The following is a 13,520-nucleotide window of genomic DNA, read 5'->3' as shown; positions in this document are numbered from 1 at the left end:
GGCGACCTGCTCACGCAGCCGCGCCACTCCGGCGGCCACGAGGTGGCTCGCGGTGGGGGTGGCGGGGCTGCTCATAGGACTACTCAAGCACCCGCCACCGACAGTGGCAGGGTCGAGAATCCCCTTTATCCACAAGGGTTCTGAGGATTTCACGACCCTCTTCGCGTGGGCGGCGGTCTCCTCGGTGGTCGAGGTGCGAAGGCGCCCTGGCGCCTGAGCCTCGAGACCCGCCCCCACCAGGAGTCAGGTGAAGCTGGCGGCGCGGGTGAGGACGGCATCGATCATGGGTTCGGTGAGCTTGCCGGTGAAGGTGTTCTGCTGGCTGGGGTGGTAGCAGCCGAGGAGGGTGATGTCGCCGTACGGGGTGCCGATGGTGGCGGAGGCGTCGTGGCCGAAGCGGGGCTGGGGGCGGGGGACGGTCCAGCCGGCGGCGCGGAAGGCGCGCAAGGAAGCGGCCCAGCCGATCGAGCCGAGGGCCACGACCACACGCAGGGACGGGGCGACGAGCTTGAGCTCGATGTCGAGCCAGGGGGCGCAGTTGTCGCGCTCCTGCGGCGTGGGCTTGTTCTGCGGCGGGGCGCAGCGGACCGCGGCGACGATCCGGGTGGCGGTGAGCTCGAGGCCGTCGTCGGCGTGGGTGCTGGTGGGCTGGTTGGCCAGGCCGACGCGGTACAGGCTCGCGAACAGCCAGTCGCCGGAGCGATCGCCGGTGAAGATCCTGCCGGTGCGGTTGGCGCCGTGGGCGGCGGGCGCGAGCCCGACGATCAGCACCGCCGGGTCGGCGACCCCGAAGCCCGGGATCGGGCGTCCCCAGTAGGTCTCGTCGGCGAACGCCGCCCGCTTCTCGCGCGCGACCCGCTCGCGCCACTCCACCAGCCGCGGGCACCGGCGGCACTCCACGATCTCCGCCTCCAGTGCGGCGAGGGCGTCGGGCGCACCGGTCATACGAGCGACCAGGCGATCCCGTCGAGGATGTCGGACTCGGAGACCACCAGGGTCGGGACCGACGTGCGCCGCAGGACGCACGAGAGGATCAGTGCGCCGGCGTCGATCACGTCGGCACGTCCAGGATGCATGTAGCCCAGCGCCAGCCGCTCCGACACCGGCATCGCGACCAGCCGCGACACCGTCGCGTGCACCGCCTCGACCGCCAGCACCTGCTGGTCGATCGCGCTGCGCTCGTACGTCGGCAGGTCGAGCACCCCGGCGGCGACCGTGGTCACCGTGCCGGCGATGCCGACGACCGTCGCCGCGTCCGCGGGCGAGACCGGGCAGGCGTCCAGCGCCGCGTCGATGTCGGCGACGCACGCCGCGACCTCGTCGGCGGTCGGCGGGTCGGAGCGCAGGTGCCGCTCGTGCAGGCGCACCGAGCCGATGTCCATCGACGCCGCCGCGGACGGCGCGGTGTCGCCGAGGATCAGCTCAGTCGAGCCGCCGCCGATGTCGACGACCAGCACCGGAGCGTCCGGCCGCGCGGCGAGGTTGCGCACGGCGCCGGCGAACGCCAGCGCCGCCTCCTCCTCCCCCGAGAGCACCTCGGGCCGCACACCGAGCCGCGCGTAGACCCCGTCGGAGAACTCCTGCGCGTTGGCCGCGTCGCGGGTCGCCGAGGTGGCGCAGAAGCGCAGCCGGGAGACGTCGTGCTCGGCGAGGATCGCGGCGTACTCCTCGATCGCGGCGAACGCCCGCGCCAGTGCCTCCGCGCCCAGCCGCCCGGTGCGGTCGACGCCCTCGCCCAGACGCACCATGCGCATCTCGCGTACGGCGACGTCGGGCAGGTCCCCCACCAGCAGCTTGATCGTGTTGGTGCCGCAGTCGACGGCCGCGACAGTGCTCATGGCTCGACGGTCACGCACGGGCCGGCGGCCCACCACTCGCCGAGCAGGGCGAGCACCTCGTCGCCGAGCGGGTTGACGCCGGGCCCGGCGGCGAGCGCGTGAGCGGCGAGCACGTGGAGGCACTTGACGCGGTCGGGCATTCCCCCGGCGGAGATGCCCTCGATCTCAGGCACCTCGCCGAGCGTCGCGCGGTAGGCGAGGTAGGACTCGTGGGCGGCGCGGTAGGCCGCAGCGAGCTCGGGGTCCTCGCCCAGCCGGGCCTGCATCTCCTTCATGAGCCCCGAGCCCTCCAGCGTGCCGATCATCGAGGCCGCGCGGGGACAGGTGAGGTAGAAGGTCGTGGGGAACGGCGTGCCGTTGGGCAGGCGCGGCTCGGTCGTGACGACGTCGGGGTTGCCGCAGGGGCAGCGGTGGCCCACCGCATGGATGGACCGAGGGGACCGGCCGAGCTGTGCCTCGACCGTCGCCTCGTCCGCGGGGTCGATCACTGGTCGCCGTCGGGCTCGGCGGAGCCGTCGATCTGGGCGGCCGGCGGGGGTGCGGGCTTCGGCGGATGACCGGCGAGCTCGACGGACTCCCACGCCCGGCCCCACCATGCCTCGGGCGGCTCCCGGTCGAGGTCGGCGGGGTCGCTGAGCTCGGACTCGCTCTCGAGCGCCTCGCCGTCCTCGTCGAGGACGACGTAGGACCGCTCGCCCCGCATGACGAACTTCAGTCGCTCGCGCGCCTGGGCCTGGACGTACGCCGGATCCTTCCAGCGCCGCGTCTCGCGCTCCAGCTCGTCGATGCTGGCGGAGGTCTTCTCGTTGCGCTCCTTGAGCGCGTTGATCTCCGCGCGCTGGTCGAGGTAGGCGCCCATGGAGGAGGCGTAGGACACCGCGAGCACCGCGACCACCAGCACCAGCACCGCGGCACGCGCGGTGAAGCGCGACCGCCGCTGGGGCGGCGGGGCGACCCCGCGTCCCGCAGCGGACGCGCCACCCCGGGTGACCGCGCCCCGCCCCGGGACGCGCCCGGGGCCGGTGCGGCCCCGCGGGCGGGACCCGCGGGGCGGCGTACGGCGGTTGTCGGCCATGGGGCTGGGTCAGGCCTGGAAGCGCGGGAAGGCGGACGCGCCGGCGTAGCGGGCGGCGTCACCGAGGTCGTCCTCGATGCGCAGCAGCTGGTTGTACTTGGCGACCCGGTCGGACCGCGCCGGGGCTCCGGTCTTGATCTGCCCGCAGTTGGTGGCGACCGCGAGGTCGGCGATCGTCGTGTCCTCGGTCTCGCCGGAGCGGTGGCTCATCATGCAGCGGTAGCCGCTGCGGTGGGCCAGCTCGACGGAGTCGAGGGTCTCGGTGAGCGAGCCGATCTGGTTGACCTTCACCAGCAGCGCGTTCGCCTGTCCGCCGCTGATGCCGCGCTGCAGGCGCTCGACGTTGGTGACGAACAGGTCGTCGCCGACGATCTGGGTGCGGCCGCCGAGCTCGTCGGTGATGGCCTTCCAGCCGTCCCAGTCGTCCTCGTCGAGGGGGTCCTCGATGGAGACGATCGGGTACGAGGACACGAGCTCGGCGTAGTAGGCCGTCATCTCGTCGGCGCTCTTGGTGCCGCCCTCGAAGGCGTAGGAGCCGTCCTTGAAGAACTCCGACGCGGCGACGTCCATGGCCAGCGCGATGTCGCGTCCGAGCGTGAGACCGGCGGCCGAGACGGCCTCGGCGATCAGGTCGAGCGCGGCGCGGTTGCTGTCGAGGTTGGGCGCGAACCCGCCCTCGTCGCCGAGGCCGGTGGAGAGGCCCTTCTTCTTCAGCACCGACTTGAGCGCGTGGTAGACCTCCGCGCCCTGACGCAGGGCCTCGCGGAAGGTGGGGGCGCCGATGGGCGCGATCATGAACTCCTGCACGTCCACGTTGGAGTCGGCGTGCGAGCCGCCGTTGAGGATGTTCATCATCGGCACCGGCAGCAGGTGGGCGTTGGGCCCACCGACGTAGCGGTAGAGCGGCAGCTCGGCGGAGTCGGCCGCGGCGCGGGCCACGGCGAGCGAGACGCCCAAGATGGCGTTGGCGCCGAGCGTGGCCTTGTTGGGCGTGCCGTCGAGCTCGAGCATGGTCTGGTCGAGCACCCGCTGGTCGTCGGCGTCCAGGCCCTCGACGGCCGGGCCGATCTTCTCGACCACGGCGGCGACGGCCTGCTGGACGCCCTTGCCGCCGTAGCGATCGCCGCCGTCGCGCAGCTCGACCGCCTCGAAGGCGCCGGTCGAGGCGCCACTGGGCACCATCGCCCGGGCGAAGGACCCGTCGTCGAGGAGCACCTCGACCTCGACCGTGGGATTGCCGCGCGAGTCGAGGATCTCTCGCGCGCCGACTGCTTCGATTGCTGCCACTGGGAATGCACTCCTGAGCTGGGGGCCGTCTGCCCGGCCAGCCTAGTCCGGTCGGGCCGAGGTTGCCGGGAGGCGGGTCCGGCCGTCGAGCACCGTGGCGGATACTGCGAACTCGTAGTACTTTCGGGACACCCCGATCCCATCCCGCCGAGGCCCATGCCGCACCCACCAGAGCGTCCTCGAACCCGCCCGCGGCTGCGCCGCGCCTGCCTCGTCGCGGTCCTCGTCGCCGCCCTGGCGCTGGCCGGGTGCGCCGGCGAGCGGTCCCAGGACGAGGAGGGTGCCGGCAGCCCTACCGACCGCCCGACCGACAGCGGCGCCCCGGCCACCGAGACCGCGGCCGAGGCCTGGGACGACCAGGAGGATGTCGCCGAGCAGTGCCTGAGCGACACCCCCGCGTCCGCCACGATCCGACCGGCGACGCTGCGCGGAGCCGGCATGGACCTCAGGGCCGCCGCCCTCCTGCCGCCGCGACCCAGCGGTGCCGCCGTGGTCATGCTGCCGCAGGCCGGGTCGCCCGGCCTGTGCGGCTGGCTGCCGTACGCCGCCACGCTCACCGCCCGCGGCATCGTCACCCTCAGCATGGACCCCTGCGGCTCTGGTGCGAGTGCGTGCGACGACGACCGCGCGGCCGCGATCGCGGACCAGGTCGACCTCGCCGCCGGCTGGCTGCGGCGCGAGGCCGGCGCGCGGACGGTCGTCGTGCTCGGCGCCTCCATGGGCGGCTCGCTCGCGGTGCGTGCCACGGCCCAGGGAGCCGCGGTCGACGCGTGGGTGGACCTCTCGGGGCCCAGCGCCTGGGACGGCGTCCACCTGCTCGGGCTCGCCCCCCGGCTCACGTCGCCGGGGCTGGTGGCCCGCGCCCGCCGCGACGGCGCGTCCTCGGAGTTCCGCGCCGCCCGCGAGCTCGCCGCCCGCGCGGGTGCCCGGTTCCTCGCCCTGCGCGACGGGCACGGATGGGACCTGGTCCTCACCCTCGAGGGAGACCAGACGGCCACCGGCCGGGTGGTGGCCGACTTCATCGCGGCCGCCCGGCCCGGGACCCGGTCGTGACGACGCCGTCGCCGGACCCGACCCCGGGAGGCCGCACCCCCCGAGCGGACGAGCCACGCTTCGTCGTGGACCAGCCCGGCGGCAACGTCGCCCTCGACCTGTTCGTCATCGACCAGCACCTGGGCGCCCTCCTGGACTCCGCGCTCGCCCCGTGCGGCGTCTCCGCAGCCCAGTACGCCGTCTACAGCCAGCTCGCGGCCGGGGCGCGCACGCCGGGCGACCTCGGCCGCGCGCTCGGCATCCGGTCCACCACCCTGTCCGGCTACCTGTCGGCCATGGAGCGGGCCGGGCACCTCGTGCGCCGGCGCCACGCCCGGGATGGACGGTCCTGGGACCTCGAGCTGACGGAGTCGGGTCACGCGAAGGTCGCCGAGTGCCTCCCGCGGCTCCGCGCGAGCGTGCGGGCCGTGCAGGACCGGCTCGGCACCGCGGACGACGTCGTGGCGGTGCGGAGCATGCTGGCGAGGCTGGATCGCGCCATCACCGGTGTCCCGGCGGCCGCCGACGGGGACTAGGGCTGCCCGTCCGTCCGCTCGACGCGACGGCGTACGGCGTCGCGCAGCGCCTGCTCTGGGTCGCGGCCCTCCGCGCGGGCCTCGGCGACGAGGCCGAGCAGCCGGTCGCCGAGGTCGTCGCCGGTGGTGTCCACGGCGGCGCCCTGACGGGCGAGGCGGTCGAGCACCTTGTCGGCGTAGAGCAGGGCCGGCAGGGTCGGCGGCAGCCCGTCGGTGACCGAGGAGCGGTCCTTCTCGGTGGCCTTGATGGCCTCCCATGCCTCGTTGACCGCCGTCGCGTCGTTGGACGGCTCACCGTCGCCGAAGACGTGCGGGTTGCGGCGCACCATCTTCTCGGTGATGTCTCGCGTGACGTCGTCGAGGTCGAAGTGGCCGGACTCCTCGGCGATGACGGCGTGGAAGTAGACCTGCAGCAGCAGGTCGCCGAGCTCCTCGCGCAGGTGCTCGGTGTCGCCGGTGTCCAGCGCCTCGAGCGTCTCGTGCGTCTCCTCGAGCAGGTAGCGCGCGAGCGAGCGGTGGGTCTGCGAGGCCTTCCACGGGCACTCGGCACGCAGCCGGCGCATGACGTGCAGAAACTCGACGAGCGGCTGCCCCTCGTCGCGCCCGGTCACGGGCCCGGTCACGGGCTCAGCCGCAGCGCTGCGAGGCCGGAAGGCTCTTGGCGTACTGCTGGTCGGGCTCCTGGAGCGCCGCGGTGCGGGCGGTGTCGCCGACACCGACGGCCAGCTGGGTGTCGGCGTCGACCGGCTGCCCGTCGACGATCTCGATGCCGTACTCGGGATTGATCTCGACGTCGTGCTCCTCGAGCCACGCGTTGAGCTCGTCGACGCCACGCTGCCCCGCGGTCTGGTCGTCGGGCGAGCGCTGGCCCTCCTCGGAGAGCAGCTTGCGGCCGACCGCGAGCTCGACGGCCTGCACGTAGACCCCCGAGCCGTTGATCTCGAGGACGGCGTCGCGCTGCGCCTCGGTGAGGGCGGCGGTCTGGGCCCGCAGCTCGGCCAGGGCGCTGGCGTACTCCTGGGTCGGCTCGACCCCCTGCTCCTCGGCCAGCTGCTCGGCCGCGGCGGCGAGCGTGAGCTGGCCGACGACGCCGGAGCGGAGGTAGCCGAGCGGGACGGCGCTGCCGTCCTGGCTCAGCTGGTCGCGCACCGCCTCGCAGTAGTCGTAGACCAGCTCGTCGACGTGGCCGGTCGTGACCGTGTCGCCGTCGATGTCGGCGGCCACGCCGGGGTGGAAGGAGGTGCCGGCGACGCCGCAGCCGGTGAGGCCCACGGTCACCGCGGCGGCCACGATGGCCAGTCGGACTCGGCTGCTGCTGGTCACGCGAAATCTCCTCATGGCCGTGCTGGTGCTGGGCTCATTGCTGTGGCGGGTCGATCACGCTGTCGATGACGCCGCGGGCCCATTCAAGCAGGGCGATGCCGGTGAGCGGCGTGCCGGTCCGCCCGGGGGTGCCGGGGCGCGGCACCAGGATGGTGTCGACGGAGGTCTTGACGATGGACTTCGGGTAGAGCCGCTGCAGCCGCAGCACCCGCGACTCCGGCAGGCTGACCGGCGCGAAGCGGACGTTCTTCCCGGCGATGGTGACCTCCCCGATGCCGGCGGCGCGGGCGCGGGCGCGGAAGCGCGCGACGAGCAGCAGCGCCTCGACCTCCTGCGGCGGGTTGCCGTAGCGGTCCAGCATCTCCTCGCGGATCAGGTCCACGTCCTCGTCGGCGCGCACCTCGGCGAGGCGCTTGTACATCTCCAGCCGCAGCCGCTCGCTCGGCACGTAGTCGTGCGGCAGGTGGGCGTCGACGGGCAGCTCGATGCGCACCTCGTTCAGCTCGGGCTCGGTCTCACCCTTGAACTCGTTGACGGCCTCGCCGACCAACCGCACGTAGAGGTCGAAGCCGACGTCGGCGATGTGACCGGACTGCTCGCCGCCGAGCAGGTTGCCGGCGCCGCGGATCTCCAGGTCCTTCATGGCGATCGCCATGCCGCCGCCGAGGTCGGAGTGCTGGGCCAGGGTCGCGAGTCGCTCGTGGGCGGTCTCGGTGAGCGGCTTCTCGGCCGGGTAGAGGAAGTAGGCGTAGGCACGCTCGCGGCTACGGCCGACCCGGCCGCGCAGCTGGTGGAGCTGGCTGAGGCCCAGGGTGTCGGCGCGCTCGATGATCATCGTGTTGGCGTTGGACACGTCCAGCCCGGACTCGACGATCGTCGTGCAGACGAGCACGTCGAAGCTCTTCTCCCAGAAGTCCAGCATCACCTGCTCGAGCTGGTGCTCGCCCATCTGTCCGTGCGCCACCGCCACCCGCGCCTCCGGCACGAGCTCGCGGATCCTGGCCGCCGCCTTGTCGATCGAGTTGACCCGGTTGTGGATGTAGAACACCTGGCCCTCACGCAGCAGCTCGCGGCGTATGGCAGCGATGACCTGGCGGTCCTCGTAGGCGCCGACGTAGGTGAGGACCGGGTGCCGCTCCTCGGGCGGGGTGGTGATCGTGGACATCTCGCGGATGCCGGTGATCGCCATCTCCAGCGTGCGCGGGATCGGGGTGGCGCTCATGCTGAGGACGTCGACCGACGTGCGCAGGCGCTTCATCTGCTCCTTGTGCTCGACGCCGAAGCGCTGCTCCTCGTCGACGATGATCAGCCCCAGGTCCTTCATCCGGATGTCGGGGTTGAGCAGCCGGTGGGTGCCCACGACGATGTCGACGCTGCCGTCAGCCAGGCCGGCCATGACCTCCTTGGCCTCGGCGGGGGTCTGGAAGCGGCTGAGCCCCTTGACCACCACGGGGAAGCCGCTCATGCGCTCGCTGAACGTGCTCAGGTGCTGGGTCACCAGCAGTGTGGTCGGCACGAGCACGGCGACCTGCTTGCCGTCCTGGACCGCCTTGAACGCCGCGCGCACGGCGATCTCGGTCTTGCCGTAGCCGACGTCACCGCAGACCAGCCGGTCCATCGGCACGGTCTGGCGCATGTCGGACTTCACCTCCTCGACCGTCGTCAGCTGGTCGACGGTCTCGGTGAACGGGAAGGCGTCCTCGAGCTCGCGCTGCCAGGGGGTGTCGGGCCCGAAGGCGAAGCCCTTGGTGGCCTGCCGGGCTGCGTAGAGCTTGATCAGCTCGGCCGCGATCTCGCGGACCGCCTTGCGGGCGCGGCCCTTGCGCTTGGCCCAGTCGGCGCCGCCGAGCCGGTCCAGGCTGGGCTGCTCGCCGCCGACGTAGCGGGTCACCTGGTCGAGCGCGTCGGCCGGGACGTACAAACGATCATGGAGCGGACCACTGGCATTTCTGGGCTTGCTGGCGCCGTACTCCAGGACGAGGTACTCCCTGGTGGCACCGCCGACGACCCGCTGCTTCATCTCCACGAACCGCCCGACGCCGTGGGCCTCGTGGACGACGTAGTCGCCGGCCTTGAGCTCGAGCGGGTCGATCTGCTTCTTGCGCCGCGCGGGCATCTTGCGCATGTCGCGCGTGCTGGAGCGCTGGCCGCTGAGGTCCTCGCCGGTGAGCAGCACCAGGCGGTTGGTGTCGTCGACGAAGCCGTGCTGCACCGCGCCGCAGGTGACGGTGACGACGCCGTGCTCGATGCGGTCGGGGTCCTCCTCCAGCCGCGCCGCGATCTCACGCTCGCCCAGGACCTCCACCATGCGCTGCGCCGGTCCGTGGCCGGGGTGGACGACCACCGCGCGGAAGCCGTCCTGGAGCCAGCGGTCGAGGTCCGCAATGGCCTTGTCGAGGTCGCCGCGGTAGGCGTCGACCGGGCCGGCCGGGAGCGCGCGCGTCGGGACCCCCACGTCCTCGGCGCTGCCTCCGGCGCTGCCCTCGGCCCGGGCGTCGTCCAGGCCGAAGGGGCTCATGGTCCACCAGGGCTTGTCCTGCTGCAGGGTGTGCAGACGGACGTCGGCGATCGAGTGGTAGGACGCCGCGCCGAGGTCGATCGGGGCGGTGCCGCCGCCGGCCGCGGCCGCCCAGCTCGCGCCGAGGAACTCCTCGCTCGTCGCGACCAGGTCGTGGGCGCGGCTGCGGGCGCGCTCGGGGTCGAGGACGAGCACGTGGGTCTCGGGCGGCATCAGGTCGACGAGCAGCTCCATCTCGTCGACGAGGACGGGGGCCAGCGACTCCATGCCCTCGACGGCGATGCCGGCGGCGATCTTGTCGGTCAGCTCCAGGAGCTGGGGGTGCGCCTGGCCGAGCTCGGCGGCGCGGCGGCGTACCTCGTCGGTGAGCAGCAGCTCGCGGCACGGCGGCGCCCAGAGCCGCTCGACCTTGTCGAGGGTGCGCTGGTCGGCCACGGAGAACGAGCGGATCTCCTCGACCTCGTCGCCCCACAGCTCCACGCGCAGCGGGTGCTCCTCGGTGGGCGGGAAGACGTCGACGATGCCGCCGCGCACCGCGAACTCGCCGCGGCGCTCCACCAGGTCGACCCGGGAGTACGCGGCGTCCGCCAGGCGGCGTACGAGGTCGTCGAGCGGCTGGGTCTCGCCTGCGGCCAGCTCGACCGGCTCGAGGTCGGCCAGGCCCTTGACCTGCGGCTGCAGCAGGGAGCGGACCGGCGCGACGACGACCTGCAGCGGGCCGTTGCTCGGGTCGCTGCCGGGGTGCCGCAGCCGGCGAAGGATCGCCAGGCGACGACCGACGGTGTCGCTGCGGGGGCTGAGCCGCTCGTGGGGCAGGGTCTCCCAGCTGGGGTAGTAGCCGACGCCGGCCGGGTCGAGCAGGTCGCCGAGGGCGGTGACCAGGTCCTCGGCCTCGCGGGAGGTCGCGGTGACCGCGAGCACCGTGCGACCGGCGCGGACCAGCCCCGCCACCACGAAGGGGCGCATCGCCTCGGGGCCTGTGAGGTCGAGGGCGCGGACCCGCCCGCCCTCGGCGTCCGCGAGGACGTCGGCAAGGGTCGGGTCGGACAGGACGGCGTCGGCGAGGCCGGCGAGCGACACGGGGGGCTCCTGGGAGGGGCTGACAACACGACAGCCCCCGGTCACGGATGACGGGGGGTGGACGTCTCCCAGTCTACGACGACGTCGTCGAGGGGCGCGCCGCCAGAGCGCCGTACGGGCCGGCGGCGGCGTCGGGTCATCCGGCGGCGGTCTCCGCGGCGGCGAGCTCGGCCTTCCAGTCGCGGAAGCCCTCCTCGGTGCGGCCACGGCGCCAGTAGCCCGAGACCGACGCGTCCTCACGCGGCACCCCACGCTCCTTGAGCAGGTAGGGACGGATGCCGTGCATGACGGCCTGCGCCTCGCCGTGCACGAACGCGTGCACGCGACCCTCGCGCCAGGGCAGGGCGCGGACGGCGGCCACGAGCGGGTCGCCCTCGGTCGCGCCGCGGCGGTGCACCCAGGTGACGGTGACGCCGTCGGACTCGGGCAGGTCGACTTGGTGCGCGGCGTCCTCCACCTCGATCAGCACGTCGGCCACGGCGCCCTCGGGAAGCGCGGCCAGGGCCTGCCGGATCGCCGGGATCGCGGCGTCGTCGCCGGCGAGCAGGTGCCAGTCGGCGTCGGGCGAGGGGGCGTAGGCGCCGCCGGGGCCGCGGACCTGAAGGGTGTCGCCGGGGCGGGCGGCGGCGGCCCAGGGGCCGGCCACGCCGGTGTCACCGTGCACGACGAACTCGATCGCGAGCGTGCCGGCGTCGACGTCGGGCTCGAGCGCGGTGTAGGTGCGCACGACGTCGGCGCCCTCGACGGGCAGGACGAGCTTGACGTAGCGATCGGTGTCGACGCTGGCCGCGAAGGCGGAGAGGTCGTCGCTGCGGAACCGCACGCGCACCAGCGCGGGGCTGACCCGCTCGGTGGACGTGACGGTCAGCTGGGTGGTGCCGGGCACGGGCGCTCCTGGGGTCGGTTGTTAGGTCAGCCTAACTCGGTGTCGCCGGCCGCGGCGGCCCGTCTCTCCACGCGGGCGTCACCCGTCTTGGGTAAGTCGTCGTCCCAAGCCAGCGCCCCCTCGCTCGCGCTCCTAGGTTCGAGCCGCTCGACACTCGACCGAGGGAGACACCGATGAGAACCGTCGTGGGGTACGCGCCCGGGGTGTACGACCTGTTCCACGTGGGCCACCTGAACCTGCTCTGGCGGGCGCGCACCACGTGCGAGCGCCTCGTCGCAGGGGTCGTCTCCGACGAGCTCTGCCTGCGGATGAAGGGCGTGCGGCCGATCGTCCCGCTCGACGAGCGGGTCGCCATCGTCGGCGCCATCGACGTCGTGGACGCCGTGTACGTCGAGGACGTGCCGGACAAGCTCGTGGCGTGGGACGCGGTGCGGTTCCACCGCATCTTCAAGGGCGACGACTGGCGAGGCACGCCGAAGGGCGAGCAGCTCGAGCGGCGCATGAGGTCGGTGGGCGTGGACGTCGTCTACTTCCCCTACACCCACCAGACCTCCAGCACCCGGCTGCGGCTGGCGCTGCGTCAGCTCGACGCGGCTAGCGTCGCAGCGCAGGACGACGCCCGCGAGCTCCAGGTCTGACCACCAGGTCGTCGACGGCCGAGGCGATCTCCTCGCCGTACCGCCGGACACCGAACCGCTCCTCCGCCTCGTGCAGCCCCTGCGTCGCCAGGCGCCGGCCGAGCTCCGGGGCCTCCAGGAGCCGCGCGACCGCGTCCGCGAGCGCCTCGGGGTCCTGGGCCGGCACCAGCAGTCCCGTGACCCCGTCCTTGACGGTCTCCAGGTGCCCTGGCACGGCCGAGGCGACCACGGGCCGCCCCGCCAGCTGACCCTCCACCACCGCGTTGCCGAAGGACTCCCCCAGGGAGGTCGCCACCAGGGCGTCCGCCCGCTCCAGCGCCGGCCAGATCGGCGCCTGGTAGCCGGTGAAGCTCACGGCGCCGCACAGGTCGGGGCGCTCGGCGCGCCGGCGCAGCCCCTCGACGTAGGCCTCGTGCCCCGGTCCCGTCGTGCCGCAGAGCTCGAGCTCCACGGGCAGTGCGGCCGCGCGCAGGAGGGCCGCCGCCTCGATCGCCACCTCGGGCGCCTTGCGGGGTGAGAGCCGTCCGACGACCAGCATCCGGAACCGCCCGTCTCGCGGGTGGGAGACGGGGTGCCCGCCCGGCCCACGGACGCCGTTGGGCACGAGCCGGAGCCGGCGGCGCAGGTACGGCGCCGTGCGCACGGTGAGGTCCATCGTGGTCCGGCTGTTGGCGACGACCGTGTCGGCAAGCGCGAGAGGGGCCGCGAGCGTGGCGCGGATCCACGCCGGGTCGCGGGCCTCGGCCTCGTGCACGTGACACAGGACCGGCACCCCCGCCATCCGGCCGGCCAGCTGCCACCAGGGCAGCGTCAGCGTGTTGACGTACAGGACGTCCGGCTGCAGGCGCTCCAGCAGTCGTCTCATCCGCGTCAGGGCGTCATGGCTGCCGCGGACCAGCGCGGCGACGCCGCCCGGACACAGCGCCGCCCGGCACAGCACCGGGAACGGCAGCAGCTCGACCTCGGCGCCGAGGTCAACCAGCCGGGGCAGCAGCGGCCCCGTCGAGGGCGTCACGACGACGACCCGCCAGCCGCGCCCCCGGTATGCCCTCACGCTCTCCAGGAGCTGCAGGTCCGCGCCGTAGACGTCGGCAGAGGGGTTGGCCATCACCACGGTTCGTTGCGTCATCCGTGCAGTGAAGGAAGACCCGGTCCGGCACCGGCGATTGCGCGCTGCCTATGCCCAAAATTGGCTACGTCTCCCCTGAGCGCGCCTTGCGGTACCGGGGCCGTCCTTACGTTCGTGGCCCGGCCCCGGCCCGACACGTGACGAGGCCGCCCGTCCGGGTCCGCCCAGCTCCAGGAGG

13 protein-coding genes are annotated in these 13,520 nt (G+C 73.5%); 3 read left to right on the top strand and 10 right to left on the bottom strand.

What is annotated here, in order from left to right; all coding sequences use genetic code 11:
• Window positions 1-243: 243 nt before the first annotated feature.
• The 5 genes from LRP67_RS19845 to eno are packed head-to-tail and all read right to left on the bottom strand — an operon-like array spanning window position 244 to window position 4,200.
• Window positions 244-945, bottom strand: a complete 702-nt coding sequence (locus LRP67_RS19845) for a uracil-DNA glycosylase (RefSeq protein WP_231271867.1) — start codon at window positions 943-945, stop codon at window positions 244-246.
• Complete coding sequence (locus LRP67_RS19840) at window positions 942-1,838, bottom strand: exopolyphosphatase (protein WP_231271866.1); 897 nt, start codon at window positions 1,836-1,838, stop codon at window positions 942-944. Before LRP67_RS19840 ends, LRP67_RS19845 begins: the two co-directional genes overlap by 4 nt.
• Window positions 1,835-2,326, bottom strand: a complete 492-nt coding sequence (locus LRP67_RS19835; RefSeq protein ID WP_231271865.1) for a DUF501 domain-containing protein — start codon at window positions 2,324-2,326, stop codon at window positions 1,835-1,837. The genes LRP67_RS19840 and LRP67_RS19835 overlap by 4 nt, the downstream gene beginning before the upstream one ends.
• Window positions 2,323-2,913 carry a septum formation initiator family protein gene (locus LRP67_RS19830; RefSeq protein WP_231271864.1) on the bottom strand — a complete coding sequence of 197 codons (591 nt, stop codon included), beginning with the start codon at window positions 2,911-2,913 and terminating at the stop codon, window positions 2,323-2,325. Before LRP67_RS19830 ends, LRP67_RS19835 begins: the two co-directional genes overlap by 4 nt.
• A 9-nt stretch (window positions 2,914-2,922) precedes the next feature.
• A complete protein-coding gene (gene eno / locus LRP67_RS19825; protein WP_231271863.1) occupies window positions 2,923-4,200 on the bottom strand; it encodes a phosphopyruvate hydratase in 1,278 nt (425 codons plus the stop codon).
• Between the two features lie 156 nt (window positions 4,201-4,356).
• Here eno and LRP67_RS19820 point away from each other — a divergent pair, with 156 nt between their 5' ends.
• Window positions 4,357-5,253, top strand: coding sequence for an alpha/beta hydrolase (locus tag LRP67_RS19820; protein WP_231271862.1), 897 nt, complete (start codon window positions 4,357-4,359; stop codon window positions 5,251-5,253).
• Between the two features lie 65 nt (window positions 5,254-5,318).
• The gene (locus LRP67_RS19815; protein WP_231271861.1) at window positions 5,319-5,768 is read left to right on the top strand and encodes a MarR family winged helix-turn-helix transcriptional regulator; all 450 of its coding nucleotides are present in this window, start codon (window positions 5,319-5,321) and stop codon (window positions 5,766-5,768) included.
• Here LRP67_RS19815 and LRP67_RS19810 read toward each other — a convergent pair.
• The 4 genes from LRP67_RS19810 to LRP67_RS19795 all read right to left on the bottom strand — a co-directional run bounded on the left by LRP67_RS19810 (window position 5,765) and on the right by LRP67_RS19795 (window position 11,575).
• Window positions 5,765-6,391, bottom strand: coding sequence for a MazG family protein (locus LRP67_RS19810; RefSeq protein ID WP_231271860.1), 627 nt, complete (start codon window positions 6,389-6,391; stop codon window positions 5,765-5,767). The two genes, LRP67_RS19815 and LRP67_RS19810, sit on opposite strands and share 4 nt — an antisense overlap.
• 4 nt (window positions 6,392-6,395) lie before the next feature.
• Window positions 6,396-7,091, bottom strand: a complete 696-nt coding sequence (locus tag LRP67_RS19805) for a hypothetical protein (RefSeq protein ID WP_231271859.1) — start codon at window positions 7,089-7,091, stop codon at window positions 6,396-6,398.
• Window positions 7,092-7,125: 34 nt separating this feature from the next.
• On the bottom strand, window positions 7,126-10,689 hold the full coding sequence (gene mfd, locus LRP67_RS19800; RefSeq protein WP_231271858.1) for a transcription-repair coupling factor: 3,564 nt from the start codon (window positions 10,687-10,689) through the stop codon (window positions 7,126-7,128).
• Between the two features lie 136 nt (window positions 10,690-10,825).
• The gene (locus LRP67_RS19795; protein ID WP_231271857.1) at window positions 10,826-11,575 is read right to left on the bottom strand and encodes a siderophore-interacting protein; all 750 of its coding nucleotides are present in this window, start codon (window positions 11,573-11,575) and stop codon (window positions 10,826-10,828) included.
• Window positions 11,576-11,748: 173 nt separating this feature from the next.
• On the opposite strand from LRP67_RS19795, the gene LRP67_RS19790 reads away from it, so the two are divergent.
• Entirely contained in the window at window positions 11,749-12,213 is a 465-nt protein-coding gene (locus LRP67_RS19790) for an adenylyltransferase/cytidyltransferase family protein (protein WP_231271856.1), read from the top strand.
• On the opposite strand, the gene LRP67_RS19785 is transcribed toward LRP67_RS19790, so the two are convergent.
• Window positions 12,170-13,342, bottom strand: a complete 1,173-nt coding sequence (locus LRP67_RS19785; protein ID WP_231271855.1) for a glycosyltransferase family 4 protein — start codon at window positions 13,340-13,342, stop codon at window positions 12,170-12,172. The two genes, LRP67_RS19790 and LRP67_RS19785, sit on opposite strands and share 44 nt — an antisense overlap.
• Window positions 13,343-13,520 lie beyond the last annotated feature (178 nt).

Origin of the sequence: Nocardioides sp. cx-169 (assembly GCF_021083605.1) — a bacterium.
GTDB lineage: Bacteria > Actinomycetota > Actinomycetes > Propionibacteriales > Nocardioidaceae > Nocardioides.
The sequence above is the reverse complement of the archived record's forward strand: the minus strand, read 5'-3'. Positions and strand labels throughout refer to the sequence as shown.